The sequence below is a fragment of the Marisediminitalea alba genome (genome assembly GCF_002993365.1).
Lineage (GTDB): Bacteria > Pseudomonadota > Gammaproteobacteria > Enterobacterales > Alteromonadaceae > Alteromonas > Alteromonas alba.
Genome location: NZ_PVNP01000192.1, coordinates 1 through 26462 on the forward strand (window position 1 = coordinate 1; position 26462 = coordinate 26462).

25 protein-coding genes are annotated in these 26462 nt (G+C 49.0%); 13 read left to right on the forward strand and 12 right to left on the reverse strand.

Annotated features, from left to right (window positions below; all coding sequences use genetic code 11):
• Positions 1-809: IS1595-like element ISAma5 family transposase (locus C6Y40_RS17930; protein ID WP_105935778.1), on the reverse strand; the 809-nt coding region annotated here is incomplete at its 3' end.
• A 434-nt stretch (positions 810-1243) separates the two neighbouring features.
• Between C6Y40_RS17930 and fur the strand changes: the two genes are divergently transcribed.
• Positions 1244-1669 carry a ferric iron uptake transcriptional regulator gene (gene fur / locus C6Y40_RS17935; protein WP_105935779.1) on the forward strand — a complete coding sequence of 142 codons (426 nt, stop codon included), beginning with the start codon at positions 1244-1246 and terminating at the stop codon, positions 1667-1669.
• 55 nt (positions 1670-1724) lie between these two features.
• Here fur and C6Y40_RS17940 read toward each other — a convergent pair whose 3' ends face one another.
• From C6Y40_RS17940 to C6Y40_RS17955, 4 genes are read right to left on the reverse strand one after another with little or no spacing between them, the layout of a single operon-like run.
• On the reverse strand, positions 1725-2588 hold the full coding sequence (locus C6Y40_RS17940; RefSeq protein ID WP_105935919.1) for an aminotransferase class IV: 864 nt from the start codon (positions 2586-2588) through the stop codon (positions 1725-1727).
• Between the two features lie 35 nt (positions 2589-2623).
• On the reverse strand, positions 2624-3556 hold the full coding sequence (locus tag C6Y40_RS17945; RefSeq protein ID WP_105935780.1) for a 5-oxoprolinase subunit C family protein: 933 nt from the start codon (positions 3554-3556) through the stop codon (positions 2624-2626).
• Positions 3556-4263, reverse strand: coding sequence for a 5-oxoprolinase subunit PxpB (gene pxpB / locus C6Y40_RS17950; RefSeq protein WP_105935781.1), 708 nt, complete (start codon positions 4261-4263; stop codon positions 3556-3558). The genes C6Y40_RS17945 and pxpB overlap by 1 nt, the downstream gene beginning before the upstream one ends.
• 1 nt (position 4264) lies before the next feature.
• Positions 4265-5032, reverse strand: coding sequence for a 5-oxoprolinase subunit PxpA (locus C6Y40_RS17955; protein WP_105935782.1), 768 nt, complete (start codon positions 5030-5032; stop codon positions 4265-4267).
• 66 nt (positions 5033-5098) lie between these two features.
• Between C6Y40_RS17955 and C6Y40_RS17960 the strand changes: the two genes are divergently transcribed.
• Positions 5099-5932, forward strand: a complete 834-nt coding sequence (locus C6Y40_RS17960) for a CvfB family protein (protein WP_105935783.1) — start codon at positions 5099-5101, stop codon at positions 5930-5932.
• A 5-nt stretch (positions 5933-5937) separates the two neighbouring features.
• Positions 5938-6333, forward strand: coding sequence for an OsmC family protein (locus C6Y40_RS17965; protein WP_105935784.1), 396 nt, complete (start codon positions 5938-5940; stop codon positions 6331-6333).
• A 47-nt stretch (positions 6334-6380) separates the two neighbouring features.
• Here the strand turns inward: C6Y40_RS17965 and C6Y40_RS17970 are convergent, their stop codons facing one another.
• Complete coding sequence (locus tag C6Y40_RS17970) at positions 6381-7604, reverse strand: MFS transporter (RefSeq protein ID WP_105935785.1); 1224 nt, start codon at positions 7602-7604, stop codon at positions 6381-6383.
• Positions 7605-7947: 343 nt separating this feature from the next.
• Between C6Y40_RS17970 and C6Y40_RS17975 the strand changes: the two genes are divergently transcribed.
• The 3 genes from C6Y40_RS17975 to C6Y40_RS17985 are packed head-to-tail and all read left to right on the forward strand — an operon-like array spanning position 7948 to position 15392.
• Positions 7948-9030, forward strand: a complete 1083-nt coding sequence (locus C6Y40_RS17975; RefSeq protein WP_105935786.1) for an efflux RND transporter periplasmic adaptor subunit — start codon at positions 7948-7950, stop codon at positions 9028-9030.
• Between the two features lie 19 nt (positions 9031-9049).
• The gene (locus C6Y40_RS17980; RefSeq protein ID WP_105935787.1) at positions 9050-12334 is read left to right on the forward strand and encodes an efflux RND transporter permease subunit; all 3285 of its coding nucleotides are present in this window, start codon (positions 9050-9052) and stop codon (positions 12332-12334) included.
• Positions 12327-15392 carry an efflux RND transporter permease subunit gene (locus C6Y40_RS17985; RefSeq protein ID WP_105935788.1) on the forward strand — a complete coding sequence of 1022 codons (3066 nt, stop codon included), beginning with the start codon at positions 12327-12329 and terminating at the stop codon, positions 15390-15392. The genes C6Y40_RS17980 and C6Y40_RS17985 overlap by 8 nt, the downstream gene beginning before the upstream one ends.
• 85 nt (positions 15393-15477) lie before the next feature.
• Here the strand turns inward: C6Y40_RS17985 and C6Y40_RS17990 are convergent, their stop codons facing one another.
• The 3 genes from C6Y40_RS17990 to C6Y40_RS18000 form a co-directional block, all read right to left on the reverse strand.
• The gene (locus tag C6Y40_RS17990) at positions 15478-15807 is read right to left on the reverse strand and encodes a DUF3718 domain-containing protein (protein ID WP_105935789.1); all 330 of its coding nucleotides are present in this window, start codon (positions 15805-15807) and stop codon (positions 15478-15480) included.
• A 619-nt stretch (positions 15808-16426) separates the two neighbouring features.
• Entirely contained in the window at positions 16427-17221 is a 795-nt protein-coding gene (locus tag C6Y40_RS17995) for a DUF2189 domain-containing protein (protein WP_105935790.1), read from the reverse strand.
• Between the two features lie 182 nt (positions 17222-17403).
• Positions 17404-17883 (reverse strand): hypothetical protein, encoded by a 480-nt coding sequence (locus tag C6Y40_RS18000; protein ID WP_105935791.1) that lies wholly within the window; start codon positions 17881-17883, stop codon positions 17404-17406.
• Positions 17884-18073: 190 nt separating this feature from the next.
• On the opposite strand from C6Y40_RS18000, the gene C6Y40_RS18005 reads away from it, so the two are divergent.
• From C6Y40_RS18005 to C6Y40_RS18015, 3 genes are read left to right on the forward strand one after another with little or no spacing between them, the layout of a single operon-like run.
• Complete coding sequence (locus C6Y40_RS18005) at positions 18074-19300, forward strand: pyridoxal phosphate-dependent aminotransferase (RefSeq protein WP_105935792.1); 1227 nt, start codon at positions 18074-18076, stop codon at positions 19298-19300.
• Positions 19300-19905, forward strand: a complete 606-nt coding sequence (gene yfbR / locus C6Y40_RS18010) for a 5'-deoxynucleotidase (RefSeq protein WP_105935793.1) — start codon at positions 19300-19302, stop codon at positions 19903-19905. Before C6Y40_RS18005 ends, yfbR begins: the two co-directional genes overlap by 1 nt.
• A 17-nt stretch (positions 19906-19922) precedes the next feature.
• Entirely contained in the window at positions 19923-21263 is a 1341-nt protein-coding gene (locus C6Y40_RS18015) for an anti-phage deoxyguanosine triphosphatase (RefSeq protein WP_105935794.1), read from the forward strand.
• A 67-nt stretch (positions 21264-21330) separates the two neighbouring features.
• On the opposite strand, the gene C6Y40_RS18020 is transcribed toward C6Y40_RS18015, so the two are convergent.
• Entirely contained in the window at positions 21331-21516 is a 186-nt protein-coding gene (locus tag C6Y40_RS18020; RefSeq protein WP_105935795.1) for a hypothetical protein, read from the reverse strand.
• A 185-nt stretch (positions 21517-21701) separates the two neighbouring features.
• Here C6Y40_RS18020 and msrP point away from each other — a divergent pair, with 185 nt between their 5' ends.
• The 4 genes from msrP (at position 21702) to C6Y40_RS18040 (ending at position 25521) form a co-directional block, all read left to right on the forward strand.
• Entirely contained in the window at positions 21702-22706 is a 1005-nt protein-coding gene (msrP, locus tag C6Y40_RS18025; RefSeq protein ID WP_105935796.1) for a protein-methionine-sulfoxide reductase catalytic subunit MsrP, read from the forward strand.
• Positions 22707-22712: 6 nt separating this feature from the next.
• Positions 22713-23339, forward strand: coding sequence for a protein-methionine-sulfoxide reductase heme-binding subunit MsrQ (locus C6Y40_RS18030; RefSeq protein ID WP_105935797.1), 627 nt, complete (start codon positions 22713-22715; stop codon positions 23337-23339).
• A 189-nt stretch (positions 23340-23528) separates the two neighbouring features.
• Positions 23529-24905: an MBL fold metallo-hydrolase gene (locus C6Y40_RS18035; RefSeq protein ID WP_105935798.1), complete on the forward strand. Its 1377-nt coding sequence runs from the start codon at positions 23529-23531 to the stop codon at positions 24903-24905.
• Between the two features lie 232 nt (positions 24906-25137).
• The gene (locus C6Y40_RS18040; protein ID WP_105935799.1) at positions 25138-25521 is read left to right on the forward strand and encodes a hypothetical protein; all 384 of its coding nucleotides are present in this window, start codon (positions 25138-25140) and stop codon (positions 25519-25521) included.
• 35 nt (positions 25522-25556) lie between these two features.
• Here the strand turns inward: C6Y40_RS18040 and C6Y40_RS18045 are convergent, their stop codons facing one another.
• On the reverse strand, positions 25557-26024 hold the full coding sequence (locus C6Y40_RS18045; RefSeq protein WP_105935800.1) for a GNAT family N-acetyltransferase: 468 nt from the start codon (positions 26022-26024) through the stop codon (positions 25557-25559).
• Positions 26017-26415, reverse strand: coding sequence for a rhodanese-like domain-containing protein (locus tag C6Y40_RS18050; protein WP_105935801.1), 399 nt, complete (start codon positions 26413-26415; stop codon positions 26017-26019). The genes C6Y40_RS18045 and C6Y40_RS18050 overlap by 8 nt, the downstream gene beginning before the upstream one ends.
• Positions 26416-26462 lie beyond the last annotated feature (47 nt).

Sequence of the window (26462 nt, forward strand, 5' to 3'; positions counted from 1 at the left end):
CTGTGATAGGCGTTAACATTCTGAATATGAAAGACTTTATCTATCACCTTAACACCTCCCGCCACGTCTAAGCGCTTGTGTATTAAATCATTTTTCTCAGAAAGAGCTATGTAGGGCTTATATCCATCACTACATAACACACTGTCTTTCTCTAATTTTCCTGCTAGCTCCTGATGCAGAGTTGCCGATGTAACACTTGGCACAACGGCCTCATACGTATTCTTGGCTCTGTCTCTGACCGTTAAAACGGGCACCCAGTCATCTTTTGAACGCCCTCGTTTTTTCGCTTTCATCCCTCTTTTGCGGGGCTGACGAGTCATACGTTTTGAGCCTTTCTCTGAGTAGGGAAAAAGTGTTTCGTCAGCCTCGATAATACCTTCTAGTTTGCTCGCTTTCAGTGCTGATGGTAGCGCTAGGAATCGATGCCGCCACCTGAACGATGTTTCAAGGTGGAGACCACATTCTTCGGCACATTTACGCAATGGCTTACTGTCCAGCATACAGCGAATATATTCTAACCACAGCTCTTTGTATCTTAGTCGAGCTAGCGGTGTCGCCGTTGTCGCTACAAAGGTTTTGCCGCAGTTCTTGCAACGATAACGTTGCATCTGATTCACTTTGCCATGCCGATTGATCAGTGAGCTATGACAGTGCGGACATTCAGGGTTTTCAACCATCCGCTCCTCAAGCTCTGTTATCAACTGTGAGACGCTATCAGTGCCTTTCAGCAGCTTCTCAACATAACGGGTTTGGCTATCTGTTAAGTGTTCTAACTCGGCTATAAGCTTTCTAAATTGTGCTGGGAGCATAATCAACCCTCAATAACTGTATCCATATACAGTATAGCAACAATTTAGCAGAACATAGCCTTTATTAACGACTGTTAAAGACATTAGTATTCCTGTTTGCAGCACGGCAATCTAAGTATAGCAGTGCTGAAGTTAGTGACTTCCGGCGCAACATACCTCTTAATCGGCCTCATTATAAGAAGAATTAAGTTTAAGATTTTACCGGAACGTCAAATCGATGAGTCAGCATGGTCTGGAAAACCCGCAGCGATACAAACGTTAAAACCTGCACCATCTCATTCACATTATTTTAAATATAGTCTACACCCTATACGTTTAAGCCCAAAATAGACATTATTTATAGAAATCACCATTTTCTATGCCCTGTTAGGCTTTCAAATCTGCTCAACTTACCTATAATAGCGAGAAATTCGCATCCCAGATGTAGGCACCCAATGGACCAAAATAAAGAATTAAAGAAAGCCGGCCTCAAAGTTACCTTGCCTAGATTAAAAATCCTGCAAATTTTGCAGGAGCCAAAAAATCAACACATCAGCGCAGAAGACGTGTATAAGATTTTGATCGAACAAGGTGAAGAAATCGGTCTGGCTACCGTGTACCGGGTTCTCAATCAGTTTGACGATGCCGGCATTTTAAACCGCCATCATTTTGAAGGCGGAAAATCGGTATTTGAAATCAGCCACAAAGAACATCATGACCATTTGGTCTGCCTGAAATGTGGCAAGGTTATCGAATTCGAAGATGATCTGATTGAACAGCGTCAGGAGCAAATCGCTAAAGACAACAAGATGAAATTAACCCATCACAGTTTGTACCTTTACGGCGAATGTACCGACGAAAACTGTGAAAACCTCGATTAAACGTAAAAAAGGAGTCTGAAAGACTCCTTTTTTATTTAAGCGGCAGACTCAGCGCCTACAAAACAAATTTCTGTTCGCTGTAAACAGAGAACACTTTTTCCCAGATCTCGCCAACCTTACCGTCGCCTATCTGATTATCGCCAACCTTAACGATTGGCAGGATCTCTTTACCGGAGCTGGTGATCCAGACTTCATCAGCAGCCAGTAATTCGCCCACGGTAATGACCTCTTCAGACACTTCAATTCCGGCTATTTTCAGGCACTCCAGAACCAGCATCCGGGTGATCCCGGGGAGCAGTTGGTTATCCAGCGGCGGTGTAAAAGCCTTGCCATCTTTAATAATAAACACATTACTGCTGCTCGCCTCGGTGATCTCTCCCTGATGGTTATACAGCAGCGTTTCGGCATTACCTTCTTTAACGCTTTGCTGGAAATGCATTACATTACCCAGTAGCGCCGTTGACTTAATATGACAACGTTCCCAGCGTAAATCTTCTGCCAGTGACACGCTGGCACCCGGGTGTGCATGACGATCGGCTTTAACCGGCGCCGATAAGGCAAAGGCAAAACCAAATACCGTAGGCGTAACGCCTTCCGGATAAGCATGATAACGGCGGGTATCTGCACCACGGCTGACATGCAGATAAACACCGATATTGTCGCCTAAGGTCTCACGGTTATCGTCTATCAGACGCTGGACAAGTGTCTGCCACTCATCCCTGTCGATTTTATAATCAATCTCAATAGCTGCCAGGCCTTTGGCAAAACGGGCCATATGCTGACTGAACCCCACCATTTTACCTGCATAGCTGGGGATCACTTCGTAAATACCATCGCCGAAAAGAAAACCGCGATCCAGCGGCGAAATACGTGCTTGTTCCAACGGCACAAACTCGCCGTTTAAATATGCTATGGTCATGAGAGTCTCGTTGAGAAAACGCCCGGTCCACAGACCTAAAAAGATAGCCAGCGTTGAATAGCGGCCTGCATCAGCAGCCATTTTGCTCTGGCATCGTCGGCGTCGAGTTGATAAAAAGTTATCTTATCACCGGGAATGCCCTGTGCGAAATGATTCAGATCACATCGGGCAATGGTCCCGGCTTTGGGATAACCGCCAAGAGTTTGCCGGTCGGCCATCATCACAATGGGCTGACCGTCGGGCGGAATTTGCATCGCGCCAAGCGCAATGGCTTCTGAATATAAAGCCCTTGAGGGCAGCTCTATGGCAGGCCCGCTTAGCCGATAGCCCATGCGATCGACCTGCGGCGTGATGGTGTATTCACTATTGAGTAGTCGCTGCCACTGCAATGGGCTTAGCCAGTCATGCTGATAGCCAGGCACCAAGCCTACCCGCGCGTCAGGCTGATAATCAGGGATCAATTGCGCCGGTAGCGCGTCGGGCAATTTTTGCGCTGATGCTACGCTGGCAACCACCACTTCGTCACCCGCCTTTAAAGGTTTACCATCGTTATGCAAACCGCCCAGCTGTTCACGCTTTACCATACTGGCACTGCCAACCACCCGGGGAAACTCAAAGCCGCCCTGAATCGCCAGATAGTGTTTGCTGCCGATTCTTGCCGGCGCCACAATAAGCTGCTGACCGGCGTTAACCTGTATCGACTGCCAGCTTTGATGCAGCTGATTATCCAAGGTGATCTCAGCGGCCGGCCCGGTAACGCTCACCACTGCCGGAGCGGTAAATTCCACGCCCAGGCCGCCAATAAACTCGATGGCCGTAGCACCCTGTTGTCCGCACAGTAAATTAGCCAGCGAAAACGCATAGAGATCCAGCGGGCCCGACTGACAAAACCCCTGATGTAATTGCCCCCGCCGGCCGGCATCCACCGGATAGGCGGTAAAATCGACGCGGGTAAAACGTACTGCCATCAGGCCGACTCCCCTGCTTTCTGCGCCAGGGCGTGATACTCATCTTCACTGATGGCATAAAACTCAACCTTGTCACCCGCCTGCATCAACGTTGGCTCTGTAGCGCCGGGTTTATATAGATCTACCGGACAAAGGCCAAGTAAATGCCAGCCACCAGGCGATACATCCGGATAGACTGCGGTCTGCCGGTCAGCAATCGCTACAGCGCCCTTAGGTACCGCTTGACGCGGGTTTGCCAGACGCGGTGTAGTCAGCTCCGCCGCCAGCTCTCCCAGATAGGCAAAGCCTGGCGCAAACCCCACAGCAAAAACGGTGTAAGCAGACTGCTGATGACGTTCAATAATCTCGGCAGCAGATAATCCAGTAGTATTGCTAACCAGCTCGAGATCATTGGCCTCAGGCGCGCCATACCACACCGGTAGACGGTGTAATGTGGAGGCGGCCTGACTATTGGTATCGGTTATCGGTAGCTGTTTAACAAACTGATAAACGCCGTGGTAATCCACCTCGCTCATATTAAACACCAGCATTAAACTGTCGTAGGAAGGTACCAACTCAGTTAACCAGTGGGGACGATGCGTCACCAACGCTTGATGCAGCGCGTTAACCGCCTGGTTCTGCGCGGCCAGATCAGCTCCGCTGGTATAGAAAATAACGCCGTCCTCACCGGCGGCCTGCACTGCCCGTATCGTACCGAAAGGTTGCATATCAGGCGTTCGCTCCCGGCCTCACGTGACTCAGCTTACGTTTGGTTAACGCTACCCGCAGCGACTCTGCCATGGCGACTGCACCAGGCGAATCACCATGCACGCAAAGTGTATCCACCGGCATGCTTAACACGCTGTAGTCGCTGGCAATAATAATTCCGTCATCCATTAACCGGGTAGCCTGTTCATACGCCTGCTCCTCGTTGAGCACAGCACCGGACTCCTTACGCGACATCAGGTAGCCTTCAGGAGTGTATTTACGGTCGGCAAACGCCTCAAATAATAACACCAGGCCAAACTCAGCGGCCTCCCGGCTTAATTGCTGATGGTCCGGATGCGCCTGAATCATCAGCGGAACATCCGCAACCGAACAACTGGCAACTGCCTGCATCACAGTGCGCCGAAGTGCAGGCTTTTGCATCAGATCGTTATACAAAGCGCCATGGGGTTTAATGTACTCCACCTCGCCGCCCTGTGCCCGGGCCATCCCATCTAGCGCAGCAATCTGGTAGTGCAGACAGGCAATCAGTTCATCGTCGGCCATGGCCAGGCTTCGGCGGCCAAAACCAGCCAGGTCGGGATAAGCAGGATGGGCTCCAATAGCTACATTGTGTTCAATGGCCAGGCCAATGGCTTTTTGCAGGGTAAGCGGATCGCCGGCGTGAAAACCACAGGCAATATTGGCCATGTCGATATGAACCATGATTTGTTCATCAACAGGCATTGTCCAGGCGCCATAACTTTCGCCTAAATCGCAATTTAACATCATAAGCGGTTAGTTCTTCGTGACATATCGGTTATCATGTTACTTGTTTTATTTTAAAAGTCAGTCCCCATGCTAAAAATTGGTCAGATTAACCCGCTTAAAGTGGTTGGAGAGTTTCCCTTCGGTTATCAGTTGTCTCACGCGGATGATGATCGCAGTATTGTGCTTACCGAAGAGGTAGAACAACCACTGGCAGTCGACAGCGAAGTGCAGGCCATGGTGTATACCGGTGAAAACGGCCAGCTCGCGGCCAGCCTGGCAACCCCAAAAATTCTGGCTGGTGAGGTCAAAGTATTAAAAGCGGTGGGCGTTACCGATTTTGCCGCTTTTTTCGACTGGGGATTGCCGCGCGATTTGATGGTTCCCCGCCAGAACCAGGCAATGCCGGTTAATCAGGGCATGGTTTACCCGGTTTATCTGTATTTTGATGAGCCCACCGGCCGCCTGCTGGGTACCACCAAATTACACCCGTTTTTAAGCGAGAATGGCATCTACTTTAAGGCCGGCCAGGAAGTCGAGCTAATTGTCTGCGGCCAGACCGACCTGGGTTACAAAGTAGTCATCAACCAGACTCACCTGGGGTTAGTATTTGCCAGTGACGCCTTTAAGAAGCTGCGCATTGGCGACGAAACCACCGGGTACATTAAGCAGGTGCGTGAAGACGGCAAAATCGACGTTGCCCTGCAACAGGTTAACGCTACCGGGCGGGATGCACTACAACAGGCAATCCTCGACGATCTGGAAGCCCACGGTGGCTTTTCCACGCTCACCGATAAAAGCCCGCCGGAAGAAATTTACGCCCACTTTAACGTGAGTAAAGCGGCTTACAAACGCGCTTTAGGCGCCTTGTATAAGCAGCAGAAGATTAAACTGGATAAACAAAAAATCACCCTGGTGGAATAATAACAATGAAAGCGACAGTCAGTTGGCAACAAGCCCTTACCTTCTCAGGAAAAACCGAAAGCGGTTTCAGCCAGACCCTCGATGGCAATGGTGAAACCCTGTCCCCCATGGAAACAGTATTACTGGCGGTTGGCGCCTGCTCCAGTATCGATGTGGTGGATATTCTTAAAAAACGCCGCCTGACCATTCACGACTGCCAGTGCGAGCTGGAGGCAGACCGTGCCGAAGAACCGCCGCGGGTATTTACTAAAATTCATGCCCATTACATCGTGAGCGGTGACAACTTAAAAGAAAAAGACGTCGACCGCGCAGTGTCACTGTCGGCCGAGAAATATTGCTCGGTGATGCTCATGTTAAAAGGCAATGTGGTTATCACCACCAGCTACACTATTGTTGATTAACCATCATTTTGCGGCGGGCAGTTAACCCACAACTGCCCGCACATTCATCATACTGCTAAGGGTTGCTCCCGCAGTCGGGGGACTGGCCGCTCATCAATAAACACATGTACCAGCGCAGTAACCAGAGCTATCGAACAGGCACTCCACCACACCACATCGTAAGAACCGGTAAGGTCGTACAAATAGCCGCCCAGCCAGACACCGCTGAACGAGCCCAGTTGATGACTTAGAAAAACGATACCGTACAACAGCCCCATGTAAGGCAGGCCAAATAATTGTGCCACCAGCCCGGACGTTGGCGGTACAGTGGCTAACCACAGCAATCCGGTAACAATAGAAAACAGGTACACCGACATTTCACTCATTTCAAACAGCATAAATGCGGCTATCGCAATCGCACGCAACGCGTAGATAATGGTCAGCAGGTTTTTCTTCGAATATTTGCCCGACCACGAGCCGGATAGCAGACAACCAAAGATATTAAACAATCCAATCAGCGATAAACTCACTACCGCGGTGTTAGCCGAAAATCCTCGGTCACTTAAAAACGCTGGCATATGCACGGTAATAAATGCCAGTTGAAAACCACACACAAAAAAGCCCACCACAATCAGCCAGTAATGCCAGTAACCACAAGCCTCTTTCAGTGCCTCACGCATGGTTTGTGCGGTACTGTCTTTATTAACCGCCAGCTGCGCCCCGCCCGATTGGCGGAACGTAGCAGCCAGCACCGCCATTAACAACGAACATCCGGCCAGCAATAACAGCGCGTTTACCCAGCCAAAACCGAGAATAAATTCCTGGGCAACCGGCACGACCAGAAGCTGCCCGGCAGACCCTGCGGCGCTACCAAGCCCCAGCGCAAAAGCGCGCTTTTCCACCGACACCATGCGTGCCATAGCGGGTAACACCACTCCAAAACCGGTGGCGGCAATGCCCATTCCCATCAGCAATCCTGCGCCGGTGTTCAATCCGGCAACCGAATCTGTTGTGGCGGTTATGGCTAACCCTGCCGCATATAAAAAGGCGCCAACCACCACGGTTCTGGCCGTACCGTACTTATCGGCAATAGCGCCGGCGACAGGTTGTGACAGCCCCCACCACAGATTTTGCAACGCCAGTGCAAAAGCAAACACCTCCCGGCCATAACCGAACTCGGACGACACCGGCTCCATAAAAAAGCCCATGGAAGAACGAATACCAAAATTGAGAGCCAGAAGAATGCAAATAAAGGCAATGGAGAAGCTGACTAATTTAACCGGTGCTGACATGAAAGAATCCGAAAACGCTGCAATAAAATTGAGGTGAAACCAAGACCCGTAATTGTTACAGCCCCAACCACAATTGTCGCCTATTGATTGTATTTTTCTGCTCTTGGGGGCCTGAATGACAGAAAAATTGTTTCTACGCTCATTAAAATAGTCAAAATCCTCAACATATAACCAATTAACTTAACAGTTAGCCATTACCGCCACACCAAATTGATACAATTGCTTACACAAAGATACATCTGCTCGCTAATTTATTGTTTTGTAGGGATTTATACTTTACTTAACAATTTGGCACAGCGAATGCTGTCAGGCGTATATAACAATATACTTTCAAGGTAACACGATGGAACACGTAAAAACCCACCGCAACATCAGCTCATTACTTATTGCCAGCCTGCTGGCCACAAGCGTGACCTTAACCGGTTGTATCGACGCCGAGGCCACTGATACAAAAGCAGAACAAAAAGATGAAGTGGTTGTCAGCATTCCCGTAGAAGCCACACCTGTAACCATGGGTGATATCTCATCGAGCTATCAGACCACCGCCATTTTAGAAGCCAAAGAAGAAGCGTTTGTAGTCGCCCGGGCGTCTGGTATTGTTGAGCACATTTTCGTCGAAGAAGGCGATTATGTAGAAAAGGGTCAGGTACTTGCCCAGCTCGATAAAAAACGTTACGAGTTAAACCTGAGTAAAGCCCGTGCCGATCTCACCGGCATCGAAAAAGAATTAAGCAAAATTAAGAAAGTGTATTCCAGCAAACTGGTGAGCGACGATACCTTTGATAAGCTCACCGCCCAGTACGAAGCAGCCAAAGCCGTGCTGGCACTAGCCGAACTGGATCTGAGGGAAACCACCATCACCGCTCCCATCAGCGGTTACATTGCCGAGCGTAATGCCAAGGTGGGTAACCTTACTGAGTCTTTTCAGCGCGAAAGAATGTTCCATATTGTTCAGCAAAAAGCCTTACAGGGCATTGTTTATCTGCCAGAAAGCGAAATGGCCTCCATTTCGGCAAAACAAAATGCCAGCCTGAAAATTGCAGCACTGGGTAATGCCACGGTGAGCGGCTACGTTGAGCGGATCAGCCCGGTAGTTGATGCAACCACTGGTACCTTTAAAGTTACCCTCACCGTTCCTAATACTAACGGCCGCCTGAAAGCAGGTATGTTTTCTGAAGTCTCGATTGATTACGATACTCATGCGAATGCGACCTTATTGCCCCGTAAAGCGCTGCTAACCATCGACGACCAAACCAGTGTGTTTGTGGTGGAAGAAGGCGTAGCGAAAAAGCTAGATGTAACCACCGGCTTCGAAAACGGTGAATTTATCGAAATTACCAACGGCCTTACTGGTTCAGAAACCGTTGTTACCGTCGGGCATCACAATCTGAAAGATGCGTCACCAGTTGAAATTGTAAACAGCTGATAGCCGCCAGGAGATTGTTATGCAACTTGTTGATATTGCGGTAAAGCGCCCTGTCGCGATTGCCATGTTCACGCTCGCCGTGCTGTTATTTGGTATGGTCTCTTTAGGCCGGTTATCGGTAAACCTGCTACCCGAACTGGCCTACCCGACTCTGACAATTCGCACCGACTACACCGGTGCGGCGCCTGCTGAGGTAGAACAGCTGGTATCCAAACCCATCGAAGAAACCATTGGCACCGTTAAAGGCGTGCGCACCGTTAAATCTATATCACGGCCGGGCCAGTCAGACGTCGTGCTGGAATTCGCCTGGGGCACTGCCATGGATTTCGCCAGCCTGGAAGTGCGGGAAAAACTGGATATCCTGCAACTGCCACTGGATGTAGATAAGCCCCGTTTATTGCGCTTTAACCCCAGCCTCGATCCTATTTTGCGCTACGGCCTGAGTTTCACTACGCCGGATCCTTCCGTTGAAGCCATGAAGTCGTTACGTATTTATGCCGATGAGCAGATTAAGCGTCAACTGGAGTCCATTGAAGGCGTTGCTTCGGTAAAAATTGGTGGTGCCCTGGAAAACGAAATTCAGGTACTGGTGGATCAGCGCCGGGTCAGCCAGTTAAATATCAGCATCAACACCATTATCACCCGCCTTAAAGAGGAAAACCTCAACACCGCAGGCGGTCGTATTGATAACGGCAATCAGGCGTTTCTGGTACGTACCCTGAACCAGTTTACCGGCCTCAATGAGATTGGTGAGCTATATATTGCCAACCGCAACGGCAAGTCTATTCGCCTGCGCGATGTGGCTACCATTCAGAATACCTATAAGGAACGGGATGCCATTAGTCGCTTTAACGGCAAGGAAGGCGCTGAGATTGCCATATACAAAGAAGGTGACGCCAACTCAGTAGATGTAGCACGTCAGGTAGGGATAGCCCTAGAGCGGATCCAAAATCAGCTGCCTTCTGACTATGCGCTTGATAAAGTGTACGATCAGAGTGAGTTTATTAAACAGGCCATCGAAGATGTAAAATCGTCTGCCATTATTGGCGGCATTCTGGCCATGATCATTCTTTACCTGTTCCTTAAAGATTTCTGGCCAACGCTGATCATCTCAGTATCGATCCCGCTATCGGTTATCGCCACATTTAACCTGATGTACGGTAACGATATCAGCCTTAACATTATGAGCCTCGGTGGTATTGCCCTGGCGGTGGGTTTGTTAGTGGATAACAGTATCGTGGTACTGGAAAATATCGACAAACACAAACAGCGCGGCAAGGGCCTGATCAGCGCTGCGACGGCGGCGACCGAGGGCACTAAAGAAGTTTCCAGTGCCATTTTAGCCTCCACGCTCACTACCCTGGCAGTATTTGTACCGCTTATTTTTGTCGAAGGCATTGCCGGTCAGTTATTCAGCGACCAGGCTATGACCGTTTCGTTTGCCTTAATTGCCTCACTGATTGTGGCTCTGACGGTGATCCCGGCACTGGCCGCCAAAGCCCACCGTGAAGACAGTTTCACTGAGCAGGATGCGCTGGAACCGACACCTGCTGGCCGCCCTGAAGGCTGGCGCAAGATCGTGTTTTACATTACCTGGCCGCTACGCATGCTGGTTAAGCTGGTATTCGGGATCATTCCCATGCTGGTTACGACCCTGCTTATTACAGTGTGGCGCGCGATCAGCACCGCTCTGTTGTTTATTTTTAAGCCACTCACCGGCTTATTTGGTATAGCCTTTAACGGTATAGAGAAGCTCTATAATGTCAGTCTGAAAGCTGCCCTGCGCACCCGCTGGTTGGTGCTGGGTGTGGCTGTTGCCGTTACCGCGTCGGCGTTTATGCTAATCCCTCGCTTAGGCATGGAGCTTATACCGCGCATGTCACAGGGTGAATTTTTCATTGAAGTCACCCTGCCGGCAGGCTCTCGTGTTGAGCAAACCGACGACTTACTGACCCGTTTGGCGTTCTATACCGAGTCCTTGCCTGATGTTGATCGTACCTATTCACTGGCCGGTACTGGCAGTCTTATAAGTGCTGCGCCATCACAGGGAGGCGATCACTGGGGCAAACTCAACGTAGTGCTGGATAAACAGGCCAGCGATGCCGATGAAGCCCGGGTGAAAGAGTCATTACGTGAATACCTGGCAAAACAGGCCGGTGTGCAGAGCAAGTTTGGTTATCCTGAATTGTTTACCTTTGCGGCACCGATACAGATTGAGCTGCAAGGTTATGATTTAGCGCTGCTCCAGCGCAGTGCCGACTCGTTGAAGCAGGCACTGGAAGGCAGCAGCCGTTTTGCCGATGTAACCAGCAGTCTGCGGGTAGGTAACCCTGAGCTCAAAATTAATTTCAATCACGCGGCGCTGGCCCGCCTCGAGTTGGATGCGTCTACCGCCGCCAAGCTGGTAGCTGCACAAATTGGGGGGGAAGTAGCAACCCAGTACAGTATGCGCGACCGTAAAGTGGACATTCTGGTACGCACTGCCGATACACAACGCGACCAGATTGACGATATCAGCCAAATCATCATTAATCCGGGCGCAGAACAGCCGGTGCCCTTACATGCTGTGGCTGAAGTCTTTGTCAGTAACGGTCCGAGTGAGATCACCCGGGTAGGCCAGCAACGTGTAGCATTGCTGGAAGCCAATCTGCGCTATGGTGATCTGGCCCAGGGCGTGGCTGAGGCAGAACAAATTATCCGTGAAATTGCCCTGCCGCCGCAGTTGCGGGCAACCATTGCCGGTCAGAGCGAAGACATGCAGCAAAGTTTCGACTCGCTGATGCTGGCCCTGGCTCTGGCTATCTTTATGGTGTACCTGGTAATGGCTTCACAGTTTGAATCACTGGGTCACCCGCTGCTGATTTTATTTGCCATTCCTATGGCCGTAGCCGGTGCCATTTATGGTCTGCTGCTTACCAACACCAACGTTAGTGTGGTGGTGTTCATCGGCTTAATTATGCTCTGCGGTATCGTGGTTAATAACGCCATTGTACTGATCGATCGCATCAATCAGTTACGTGAACAGGGTCAGGATAAACACAGCGCCATCATCGATGCCGCCAACAGCCGCTTACGTCCCATTATCATGACCACGCAGACCACTATTCTTGGTCTGCTGCCCATGGCCATTGGCTTTGGTGAAGGTGCCGAGGTGCGCACGCCCATGGCCATCACCGTGATATTTGGTTTACTGTTCTCTACCTTGCTGACCCTTATTCTGTTACCGGTGATTTACTCACTGTTCGACCGCAAACAGTTTGCCGTAACGGCGAGCGACACTGCCGGAGACAAAGTTTATGGATAAGTTTGCTCAGGCTGGCGCCACCCTGACCAGCTTTGCCCTGCGCAAACCGGTCACTATCTGTATGTGTTTCCTGTCGATGCTGATTTTCGGCATCGCTGCAGGACGGTTATTACCGCTGGAGAAATTTCCCGGCATTGATATTCCGCAAATGGTCGTTCAGGTGCCCTATCGCGACGCCACTCCGGCTGAAATAGAGCGCATGATCACTCGTCCGGTGGAAGAAGCGATTGCCACCATGTCCGGCATCAAAAGGCTGCGGGCAACTTCGTTTGAAAACCGCGCTGAAGTGTTTGTGGAATTTGACTGGGACGCCAACATTAAAGCCAAAAGCATCGAAGCCCGGGAAAAAATCGATGCTATTCGCGACGAACTGCCCGATGATGTTGAGCGCGTGATGGTGTTTAAGTTTAATACCAACGACATGCCGATTTTCCAGTTGCGGGTCTCCAGCGAGCGCGATCTGTCGAACGCCTACGATCTCCTCGACCGTAATTTAAAAGGTGAAATCGAACGGGTTCAGGGTGTCTCCCGGGTTGAACTGTATGGTGTTGAGAAAAAACAAATCAGTATTCGCCTTATCCCGGAACGCATTACTTCACTACATATCGATACCAACGAACTGGGCAGACGGTTGCGGGAAGCCAACTTCTCGATGACGGCCGGACACTTTTTTGCCAACGACCAGAAGTTTATTGTTAATCCCCAGGGCCAGTTCTCTGATATGCGCGATATCCAGCAGCTCTATGTTGCACCGGGGATCATGCTTAAAGATATTGCCACGGTGGATTATGAAACACCTGAGCGTAACAATGGCCGCCACCTCGACCGCGCCTACGCAGTGGGTCTGAATATCTTCCGTGAATCAGGCAGTAACCTGGTAGAAGTCAGTGAACAGGTAATGGCGGTGGTTGAAAAAACCAAACAGGATCCGGCTTTTAACGGCATTAACCTGTACGTAATGGATGACGTGGCCGAAAGTGTCACCTCATCGTTATCAAATCTGGTGGAAGCGGGTTTATTTGGCGCACTGCTCTCTGTTGTGGTGTTGTATTTATTCCTGCGGCAACTCACAACCACCCTGTTGGTTGTGCTGTCTGTGCCGTTTTCTATCTGCATTACCCTGGGCGTCATGTATTTGCTGGGGTACTCGCTGAATATCCTGTCGCTGATGGGCCTGATGCTGGCGGTAGGTATGCTGGTAGACAATGCGGTAGTAATCACTGAAAGCATTTTTCAGCAGCGGGCCACTCATGCCGATGCGAAACAGGCTACCAAATTAGGCGTTGGTAAGGTGAGTCTGGCTGTCATCGCCGGTACCACTACAATGGCTATCGTCTTTTTACCCAATATTGTGGGCGTTAAAATTGATGTCACCGTGTTTCTGGAGCACGTGGCAATTGCCATTTGTATCTCGCTGTTTGCCTCACTGCTGATTGCACAAACGCTGATCCCCCTGCTGGCCTCAAAGGTTAAGCCGCCTGCCGCTCACCATGCAAAGCCTGCAGGGTATATTAAGCGTTATCGCAAAATCTTAAACTGGGCCATGCATAATCAGGGCAAAACCTCGGTCATTGCGTTAGCTATTCTGGCCAGTACGGCCATTCCTCTGGGCGTTATTTCCAACGATGACGAAGGGAATGATAACCGCTCCCGAGTCTGGCTGAACTATCACATCAGCCAGAATTACACTCTGGAAGAAGTAGAGAAAACCGTTGATAAAATGGAAGCTTATCTCTACGACAATCAGGAAAAGTTCTACATAAAACAGGTGTATACCTATTACGAAGCTGGGCAGGCAACATCTGGTATCACCCTGCAGGATGATTTACCGGTACCGGTAAGCGAAATTAAACGCCTGATACTTGAGAATATGCCGAAGTTTGTCCGGGCCAAACCGTCTTTCCGCTGGAACGAAGGCAATGGCGGTGGGGTCAGACTCACCCTGCTTGGCGAATCTTCTGATCAGCTCAGAGTGATCGCCAACCGTGTAGTAGATGTGCTGGACAACGTTGATGGCTTAACTGATGTACGCGCTGATGTGGGTAGCGAACGCCAGGAACTGCAGATCCGTATCGACCGTGACAAAGCTTATCAGCTGGGCCTCACCACTCAACAGGTGTCTGGTTTGGTAGCAACTGCCCTGCGCGGTAACAACCTGCGCACCTTCCGCTACGGCGAAGCCGGCGAGGTCAATGTCAAACTGATGTATGGTAAATCGGTGCAGGAATCACTCAATGCGCTGCAAAACCTCAATTTGACCAATAATTCAGGCCGCAATATTACCCTGGACATGGTGGCCGATATCACGGTAATGCCACAGCTGGCGCAAATAAACCGTTATTATCGTCAAACCGCACTGTCAGTGGGTGCCAACCTGGAAGAAGGCACGACTATGGAACAGGCCCGCGAACGGATAGAGGCTGCCATGCAGTACATGAGCCTGCCCTCTGGCTACAGCTGGACACTAGACGGCGGCTTCCGTCGTCAGGACGAAGCCTTTGCGGTAATGCAAATGAATATGTTGCTGGCTGTGTGCATGATCTACATTGTTATGGCAGCGCTGTTTGAATCCTTGCTGCTACCAACCGCCGTTATTACGTCACTGCTGTTTAGTATTACTGGCGTATTCTGGGCCTTTATGATCACGGGCACTTCTATGTCGGTAATGGGCATGATAGGCATGCTGATCCTGATGGGAATAGTGGTAAACAACGGTATTGTGCTGGTAGATAGAATTAACCAGTTGATTGGCGAAGGCGAAGCCTTAATTACCGCTATAGTAGATGGATGCAGCTCGCGGATCCGGCCAATTCTGATGACGGTTTCCACCACGGTACTGGGTCTGGTACCTCTGGCAATGGGCAGCACCCGTATTGGTGGCGACGGCCCGGCCTACTCGCCCATGGCAATAGCCATTATTGGCGGCTTAGTGTTCTCCACACTAACCAGTCTGTTTCTGGTTCCATTGGCTTATGTACTGTTACTGAAGTTACGTTATCGGGTGAGCAAAATGATTTTCCGCTCGAAAGTACAGGTGAGTCGTTGGATTAGGGCTTAAGGATAAAGCGCCTGAGAAGGAAGGAGTTAAACGGGAACTCGGTTTTTTGACCACTGCGGTTCCCGTTTACTGATTCCCGGCACGATTAGCTGCGTGCAGTCAGGAATTGATAGACGTTTGATGCGTCACGAGACTGAGAAAACTCAACCAGAGATACACCATTACAAGTTACACCGTCTTTTGCACTAACTACTTTCAGTACTTCACGCTGGCTCGCACCAATCAGACCGATGTTACGTGATACAGAAGAACGCAGCAGGCGAACGTCATCTTTTACTACCGCTTTACAAAAACCAGCGAACTCAGTATCACCTGTAAAACGAACACCTTCAGCAGTTACGTCAGCAGAAGCAGTTGATACACCCATTACTGCTAATACTGCAGCAGCGATTGTTGATTTGATTACTTTAGTCATTTAAATTTCCTCTCATATTATCTTGGTATCCACCGGAAGCTGTAGAGCGAAATTGCTGTTTATCAGTTCTGGTGTCAGCCCAACGATTTGCGCTGAGCGTTTCTCGTTGGTGCACTATATTTATGCCCCATCTGAAAGAAAATTACTGTTTTATTATTGTATAGGTATGGTGAAAATAGCGTAAATTATAATGTTAATAGCCAATTAACAACTTACACCTTTGTTTTTGAAGGGTATTTTTTAAATAAATATTACCATTCAGAATATCTATTAAACTTTAGATATAAAAAAGTTCTAAAAAACACCTTCAATTCTGAAAGTTTTTAGCTTGATTCAGCCAGTTATTCACAAATTTATACAACTTAAGTTGATAAAACGGCTCTTAGAGCTCACTTAACCTGTAATTTAATTACAGAAATAATGTAAAAACGATGAAAATTTGGCTATTTTGAAAGTCAGACAGAACGACAATCGTCATCAGAAAGAAGATTCATCAGCGCCCGTAATGATTTCAATTAAAGATAAATTGGTTGCGGGGCAAGGTTAAAAGCAGAAAAAAGGGTAGCCAGACTATATGCCCGACTACCCGTAGGTTATGAAGGAGAGGTCGAGAGCCGGATTAAACGTATTCACGTTCCCGCTTGGTTTCGATGGCATCAATGTAACCATGCCAGGAGGCATAGCCAAGTAATGGCATTAATACAATGAAGCCGATAAACCCGGTAACAAAGCCAATGGCAACGATGGAGAAAATGATACCAGCCCAGATAAACATCGGTACCTTATTCACCCATACAGCATTAATGCTGGTCATCACAGCAGTGGCTAAATCAACTTTCCGCTCCAGCAGAATGGGCTGAGTAAATGCGGTAACAAAAAACATACCGATACAGAACACTGCGCCTACGCCGGTTCCAAGAATAAGGAAAGGCATTAAGCTTTCCAGACTCTCAATCTGATGCTGCGGATACAGTGCATGGATCAGGGAGGCAACACGTAACCAGAAGATCATCAGGATCATCAGCAAAATGCCAAATCCCCACTCGTTCACCGCATTACGGCGCATGGCACGTAGCGAATGCGATAAAGTGGGCTTATGGCCTTTTTCATGTTCCCAGCTTATATCGTACAAGCCCGCTGCCAGAAACGGACCAATCAGCATAAAGCACACTATCGAGGGCAAAATAATCAGGTGCCAGCCGGTCATCGCCACTAAAAAGGAGATTAACCAGGGAATGACGGCGAATAATAAACCATAGAAAACGGACAATAACGGGGTTTTTAATAAATCCTGAAAGCCCAGAGACAACCATTTAATGGGATCGCCGACATCGAGCTCTTTACAGGGAATGACCCTGGCGATACCGCTGTCGGTGATAGCGTTCTGGGGTGTTTCTTTAAAGTGTTGTGACATAAATTCACTTCCCTCAGTTGTTACTGTTAAGCGCAAAACAGGGGAACATTCACTTATCCACGATATTTACCGATCTTCTGAGCGAACCGGTGCTACTTACTGCAGAATCTTCCCCACCGTTATATATACGATAGATCCAATTACTAAAGTTCACAATTTATTAACAATAAAAATATTAAATATTAATATATACGAGGGATACTGACCGGTTGCCAGTAAAGGCGACGGTGAAAGTAGCGATTCACCGCCACATTAAAATCGTAAAAACTACATACTGCGCTTTTTTGCCCGGTGGCCACATCAAAAGTGAAACGATGACAATTATTGCCCCAGGGATGGTATTCAATATAAGTAAAGATGCGCGATACGGCACGCTCGGCGGAGCCATCGGCTACCAGCGGTTGCAGATCTTTATCGCAGAGCATATAAATGTGCTCGCCACTGCGGTCGTTTAAAAAACGCTGAGGCGACACGGCTTTCACCAATCCACTGCCATGCAGTTCAATAATGTGCCCATCAACCCACATACCCGTGTGTTCGAAAACGCCATAAATACCACAGCAAACCATGGCACCATCAACAGGTTTTACCGACACCCTGCTCTCGCCCGGGTAATGTTCTACCCCGGCGCTGTGATCTACAACTACATCTGAATGGCGCATGCGGACACCCTGCAAAAAGCAAACTTATTCTCTAAAAGCACTATTTTGAGTTATAGCCCTTCCTTTTTACTGTCTCAAGTCGGTTTTTGTAACAGTTTATGCAATATATTTGCGCTAAAGCGCAAAATTTGCTTAACAGCGTATAGCCCGATGCGATACCCTGAAAGCCCCGTAATTTAAGTAGTTTAAGATGAAACCGGTACACAGTTCGCACAAGTTAGATAACGTATGTTATGACATTCGCGGTCCGATCGCCGCGCAGGCTCGCAAGATGGAAGATGAAGGCCATCGTATTCTCAAACTGAATATTGGCAACCCTGCCCCGTTTGGATTTGATGCCCCCGACGATATCCTTAAGGACGTCATTCATAACCTGCCAACCTCACAAGGCTATTCTGACTCTACCGGTATTTACGCGGCCCGTGTTGCAGTAATGCAGTACTACCAGCAAATGAACATTCGCAACATCCAGGTTGATGATGTGTTTATTGGTAATGGCGTGAGTGAAATGATCATGATTGCCATGCAGGCGCTGCTTAATATGGGCGACGAAGTATTGTTACCCAGCCCGGATTACCCGCTATGGACGGCTGCGGTAAGCTTATCTTCCGGTACCCCGGTGCATTACCGCTGTGACGAACAGGCTGGCTGGTTTCCCGATATTGATGACATCAAAAGTAAGATCACCAAGAAAACCAAAGCCATCGTACTGATCAACCCGAATAACCCCACCGGGGCCGTGTACAGCAAAGAATTACTGCAACAAATTGTTGATTTAGCCCGCGAGCATGAGCTGGTGGTGTATTCCGACGAAATCTACGACAAGATTCTGTATAACGATGCCAAGCACACGTGCATAGCCTCACTGGCCGATGACGTGTTTTTTGTGACGTTTAGCGGTTTATCCAAAAACTACCGCGTGGCGGGCTTCCGTGCCGGCTGGCTGGTGGTATCCGGTAATAAACGCCTGGCTAAACACTATATTGAAGGGCTGAATATTCTGTCATCCATGCGGATGTGCGCCAACGTGCCCTGCCAGAGCGCTATACAAACAGCGCTTGGCGGCTATCAGAGCATCAACGATTTAGTCAAACCCGGCGGCCGACTGCAATTACAGCGGGATTTGGCGGCCCGTCGTCTGAATGACATCGACGGCATCACCTGTGTGCCGCCGAATGGCGCCATGTACTGTTTTGCTAAGGTCGATGCTGAGAAGTTTAATATCGCCAACGACGAACAAATGATCCTCGACCTGCTCAGCAGCGAAAAAATCCTGCTGGTTCACGGCCGTGCCTTCAACTTAAACGAAGGCATTTATTTCCGTCTGGTATTTTTACCGCACAGCGATATTTTAGGCCCGGCCATGGATCGCATTGAAAACTTCTTTAATGGCTACCGCCAGAAAGGTAAAAAGTAATGGCTGAAAACAGCCATTTCTTTGCCCACCTGGCCAGGATGAAACTGATTCACCGCTGGCCGCTGATGCATAATGTGCGTATTGAAAATGTTCAGGAGCACAGCCTGCAGGTGGCTATGGTTGCCCATGCCCTGGCGCTTATTCGTAATCGCTTTTTTGATGGTCAGCTCAATCCCGACCGGATTGCCACCCTGGCGATGTTCCATGATGTGTCTGAAGTGCTTACCGGCGATCTGCCTACGCCGGTTAAGTACTACAACCCGGCCATCAAGGAAGAGTATAAAAAGATTGAGAAAATCGCCGAGCAGAAGCTTATCGATATGGCCCCTGAGCCCTTTCGCGAAGATTACGCCGAATTAATCAGCGGTGACAAACACGGCGAAGACGAAGCCTTTATTGTAAAAGCCGCCGACGTTATTTGTGCCTACCTGAAAACGCTTGAGGAGCTCAGCGCCGGTAACCGTGAGTTCACGCTTGCCAAAAAGCGCCTTGATAAAATGCTCAAAGACTACCATTCAGACGAAGTGGATTATTTTTTAAAACAGTACGTGCCCAGCTTCTCTCTGAGTCTGGATGAAATCACTCAGGAAGATCACGGCGAGTAATAAAGGAGTCGGTCTGTATGCAATCCGATCGGCAATCCATCTGGTCCGAACGTCGGTTACCCCGCACTCAGGCAAGAGACGGCGATCATCGTTCGCCTTTTCAGCGTGATAAAGCGCGGGTACTCCACTCAGCGGCCTTTCGCCGTTTACAGGCCAAAACACAGGTACTGGGGGTGGGATTAAGTGATTTCTACCGTACCCGCCTCACCCATTCACTGGAAGCGGCGCAGATTGGCACCGGCATTACCGCACAGCTGCAAGGCAAATTTCCCCGCTTAACCGAATATGTCAGTCTCGATCCCTATTTAATTGAAACTCTTTGTCTGGCCCATGACATTGGTCACCCGCCGTTTGGCCATGGCGGTGAAATAGCACTGCATTACATGATGCACCAGCACGGCGGATTTGAAGGCAATGGCCAGACGTTTCGCATTGTTACCCGGCTGGAGCCCTATACCGCAGAACACGGCATGAACCTGAGCCGTCGTAGTGTTCTGGGCCTGGTGAAATACCCCAATTTTATCGATACGCTGACCAATCAGGATATTGTGCCGGCAGATGATTTACGCATGCGTCAGGTGAAAGCCGAAAACTGGCACCCGCCTAAAGGGCTGTTTCGCTGTGATGAAAATCTGTTTGACTGGTTACTCGCTCCGTTAAAACCAGAAGAACGCGACGCTTTTATGGCATTTAATCAAAGTGCCGGTAAGCACGGTAAAACCAGTCATAAGTCCTTTGATTGCAGTGTGATGGAGCTGGCCGACGATATTGCTTATGGTATTCACGATCTGGAAGATGCCATTGTGATGGGGATGGTTAAGCGCGCCGAATTCAGTGAAGAGCTGGAAAAGCCGTTGATTGAACTCAAAGTGTCGTGGCTGTCTGATGCTATCAGTAAACTCGGTGACCGCTTATTCAGCATTGAACAGTTTGAGCGCAAAAACGCTATTGGCGCACTGGTTAACTGCTTTATTACCGCAATCCGCATCGAGGAAAACCCGCAGTTTACTCACCCCTTGTTGTGTTATCAGGCGGTTCTTCCTCACCACCACAGTGAAGCCCTGGCCCTGTTTAAACAATTTGTATATCGCAAGGTCATTCGCAAACCTGAAGTGCAATTACTGGAATATAAAGGCCAGCAGGTAGTGATGGAGCTTTTTGAGGCATTCAGCTCAGATCCCACCCGCCTGCTACCGGAAAACACCCGCAGTCGTTGGTTACAGGCCGAGGAGCAAGGCAACGGTCACCGCGTGATTGCCGATTATATTTCAGGCATGACCGACGAATTCGCCGCCCGTCTCTATTCCAATATGTTTGTGCCTAAGCGCGGTGGTGTACTCGATACTTTGTCATTGTAAACGCCTGAACGGATGTTTAATACGCTTGCCTACCTGTAAGCAATCAGCAGCAGAGGCAGGCTACATATTAATGCAGGGCCAGTTTTACCGCGTTTAACTCGCTGGCTTCTGCAGAGGTCGGCATTGCTTTGGCGTCTTCCACCATTACAGCCATGGAATCCAGCACATCCAGAAAGTCTTTTAATTGCTCAGGATTCATTTGCGCAGACAAGGCTTCAATTTTAGCGATCAGGCTTTTTGTCGGTAATCTCATAAGTGTCAATATTCTGTGGTTTTAGGCATTGAACCAACAATGTTACAAATATCTTGCCAACTTGTAGGGGGTAGCGTGAGCCGCCGGCGCTGCGACTAATACTATCCGGCGGGGATGAAATTTTTTTGTGCTTAATGCGGTCTTAGTACGTAACCAGAGGTATTAGTTTTCGCAAATCAGGTATTATGACTAAACGATTTAAACCATCTCAAACTTTTAAAAGTCACGAAATTACCGACGAATCAGTGTTCTCATCGCGGCGCAGATTGCTCAAATCCATGGGGTTTGTTGGTGCTGGCGCGCTGTTAAGCGGTTCAGCAACAGCTCGTGGCTGGTTTGATGACGATGATGACAAGCCAGCATTCAAGGCCAAACCGCTGGATTTTACCCGCAACGACAGCCTGTCTACCGACGAAACCATGACGCCTTATGCAAAAGTCACCTCATACAACAACTTTTATGAGTTCGGCACCAGTAAAGACGATCCGGCAGAAAATGCCCAGGACTTTCAGGTTGACCCGTGGTCACTGAAAATTGACGGTATGGTTCGCAACCCCATTACCCTGAGCTATGACGATATCCTCAATAAATTTCCATTAGAGGAACGGGTGTACCGGTTAAGATGCGTTGAGGCCTGGTCGATGGTGATCCCCTGGCTGGGTTTTGAATTAAATAAACTACTCAAGCTGGCTGATCCGCTCGGTTCGGCTAAATATGTTGCGTTTAAAACCCTGTTCGATCCGAAACAGATGCCGGGTCAACGCAACCCGTTTATGGGTGGTGGTATCGACTACCCTTATGTGGAAGGCCTGCGTCTGGATGAAGCCATGCACCCGCTATCCCTGATGTCGGTTGGCGTGTATGGTAAAACCCTGCCACCGCAAAACGGCGCGCCAATTCGGCTGGTAGTGCCTTGGAAATATGGCTTTAAAAGTATTAAATCAGTGGTGCGCATTACTCTCACCGATCAGGAGCCGCCGACTACCTGGAATCGACTGGCAGCCCACGAGTATGGCTTTTATGCCAACGTGAACCCAAACGTGGCTCACCCACGCTGGAGTCAGGCCAGTGAACGACGGATCACTAAAGGCGGCCTGTTTTCACAGAACCGTATCGATACCGAGATGTTTAACGGCTATCAGGAAGTCGCCCCGTTGTATTCCAATATGGATCTCACCCGCTACTATTAGTATTTGATGAAGTTACTGAATAAACCGTTAAGATTATCTGCCCGGCAAATCACGCTGGGCAAAACGTTATTGCACCTGTTGATCCTCGGTTGGGTGATTTTCACTTTTTATCTGGGTGTCACCGATAACCTGGGGGCAGACCCGGTGAAAGCGCTGATTCATTTTACCGGTATCGGCGCCTTAAACCTGCTGCTGATCACCCTGCTTATCAGTCCGGCTGCCCGCTACCTGCCCGCCCCGGTTTTAATGCGTTTCAGGCGAATGCTGGGCGTCTATGTGTTCGTTTATGCTGTTATCCATCTGCTGACATATATCAGCTTTGAGTTACAGTTTGACTGGTCCTTAGTGGTGGGTGAAATTATTAAACGGCCGTACATTACCATAGGCATGGTTGCCTTATTACTGCTGGCTGCTTTGACCATTACCTCGCCTAATAAAGTCAGGCAGCGTCTTGGCAAACGCTGGCAACCCCTGCATAACACAATCTACCTTGTTGTTTTTCTGGCCCTGTTACACTTTAGCTGGTCACGCAAAACCGGCTTGCAGGAACCTTTGATTTACTGGGTAATCGCCTTGCTGATTTTGCTTCCCAGACTGCAATACCTGAAACAGCGACTGCAACGCGCACGCTGACACCTCAGCAGTATGTAAATTTTATATAGGATTAAGTGAATATTTCTTCCGTTGCTGGAAATCTCTGTGGCGATAATTCTTAATTCACTGTTTTAAAATAACTTTTTATTCGGCATGACATTTGAAAGCTTATGGTGAAGTGAATACATTCACGTTGTGCGCGGCACAACACCAAAGTGGAGTTAACCTATGTTTGTTGAATCTGTTAAAACACCGGGCATTGCCCACCTTTCCTACCTGATTGGCAGTGATGGTGAAGCCTGTGTGATTGATCCTCAGTTAGATACGCAACTTTATCTCGCCCTTGCCGGAAAGCATGAATGCCGGATCACTACCATTATCGAAACCCACCGCAATGAAGACTTTATCTCTGGCGCGGTAGCTCTGGCCAACCAGACCGGTGCTGATATTTACCATGGTAAAGACGCTGACGAGCCTATCGAATATGCCCACAAGACCGTTAATGGCGATAAATTTGAGATTGGTAAATGGACACTCGAGGTCATTACAACGCCCGGCCATACCAAAGACAGTATTTGTGTGTTGGCTATCGACAACGAACAGGATGGTCAGCCCATTGGTGTATTTACCGGTGATACCTTATTTGTCAGTGAAGTTGGCCGCACGGACTTTTACCCTGAGGAAAAGGAAAAGATGGCGGGCCAGCTTTATGACAGCCTGCAAACGCTGGCCAACCTGGGTGACGATATTATTGTATACCCCGCTCACGGCGCCGGCTCGGTGTGTGGTTCAGGCATGGCAGCGCGTGAGTTTACCACCATAGGGATAGAGAAACGGCAAAACCCGGGCTACCAGTGCACCTCTAAAAAAGCATTTATAGAGCGTAAGTTAAAAGAGAACCATTATATTGCTCCCTACTTCAGCAAGATGGAGCAGTCTAATGTTACCGGGGTGGATACGCCTATACCGGCAGTGGCTTGTCAGAAATTGGCGCCGGATGTTCTGCCTGCCTGGCAGAAAAGCGCCGAACGTCCCGGTATACTCATTGATGTGAGAAGTCATGCTCAGTTTCGCGACTGTCACTATCCCGGTAGTCTTAATCTGCCAGGCGGTTTACTCAGCGCGTATGGCGGCTGGTTTCTTGACTATTCCACCCCGATTGCACTGGTGGCTGATTCCCATCAACAGGCTACCGAAAGCGCCGAACAGTTGTGGCGGATGGGCTACCAACAAATTAGTGGTTACCTGACCATGGTACCAAAGCCAGATACTGTCGAGGCGTACCAACGTCAGCATGTGAAAGCCGTTACCGCAGATAAGGTTGATGAGCGCATTAAAGCGCCACGAGCCAACTGGCAACTGCTGGATGTTCGTAAACAGGAAGAGGTTGAAAATACCGAATTTAAACAGGCTAAGCATATCTACTTAGGCTATCTGCCGGAAATGCACCACCAATTGGATAAATCCCGCCACTATACACTGGCCTGTGGCAGCGGTAAGCGCGCTACCGTAGCAGCCAGTTATCTGTTGGCCCAGGGTTTTGAGAACGTGGATGTTTTCATTGGATCAATGCAGGCCTGGCAGAGCTACCAACAAGACGCATAACAAAAATACAGTTTGCATCGCATAGCGCATCCTTACGGCAAGGAGGCCGGATGTGTTAGCCTGAGTAGTCGGGGTGACTTGCTTTATGCGGCAATCACTGCAATATTATTGAGGTAACACGGATTTTCGTTACTTTATTTATAAGATTTATTCACCAGATTTCACGGATTGAAAACATGGCAAATCATCACTTTTCTTCATTCTGCTCCTGTCAACCTGACCGGGGGTGGCTATGACTTTAAAAGCACTCAGCTTCGTAGTTGCAATCGCCATTATTCTCTATCAGGTTTATGTTATCACTTCGCCGAGTGTCAGTTTACTGAACAGCTCTGACAGCGAAATCGTTGAGGGCAACATTGGCCTTAACAATGGCGAGTTGTCGTTTGGTCAACTCCAGGACGGTGAGGATAAAGCACTTTCTTATTCACTGTTGTCAGGCAGCGGTGAATATACCTATTATTTCAGACTCAGCAACAACACCATACTGACCGGCACATGTGGCGACTTTAAAAACTTTGAAGTCAGCAAACGGGTGATATTTATGGTCAGTAATAAAAAAGTGATTTACGCCAACAGCAACGGCGAACCACATGTCTGCCGGAGCACCCGCGTATAGATGTACCGGCAGATGATTAAACGTGCTGCAAGCCGTCAAAGCACTAGCGACATGATTTGCCAGCGACTTTCTGTCTGCCCGCCCAGCCGCTTATAAAACCGCTGAGCAGACTGGTTGTCGGCTAATACTTCCCATTTCATTTTGCTACCGCCTCGAGCTATACAGTGCGCCCGGGCTGCGTTAAATAATGCTTCACCAACGCCCCGCCCCCTGCACTCGGCAGCAACAAACAACTCTTTGATCACCATCCACGGCTTAAGGTCGTAAGTAAAAGGCTGATAAAAGTAAACCAACATGCCCGCTACACAATGAGGCACTTCACCAGAATCTTCGGCAGCCACCAGTACACCGGCTTGAGAATTATGCTCTATCAACTGCTCGAGGCTGTTACGGTTCACTTTTAACTGCTCGCTATAGCCTTCAAAAGCCGCCAGCCCTTGCATTAATGGCAGTACGCTATCAATGTCATGAACTGTGGCTTCTCTTACCAGCAGTTCATTCATCACTGATTAACTCAAAACCTTCATCCAGCCAGCCGGTAACCCCGCCAATCATTTTCTTCACCGGCCGGCCCAGGCGCGCCAGCCTGATAGCCGCTTTTTCGGTAGCGTTGCAATGTGGCCCCGCGCAATACACCACAAATACGGTTTCTGCGGGATAGTCAGATAATGTCTCTTCGTTTATCTGCCCATGGGGCAAAAATGTAGCCCCCTCAATGTAGCCTTGCCGCGCCACTTCCACTGCGCGTACATCAAGCAAGACAAAATCGGTCAGATCGTTGTGCAGCGCATAGTGGACATCCCAACAGTCAGTTTCAAATTTCAGTAATCGCTGAAAATGGGCTAAGGCTTCCTCACTGGCTGCAGGTCTGGGGCGAATAACAGTAGATGGCATAATAAAACTCCCTAATGAATTGAAAGTTAATTATCACTGCTGGATCG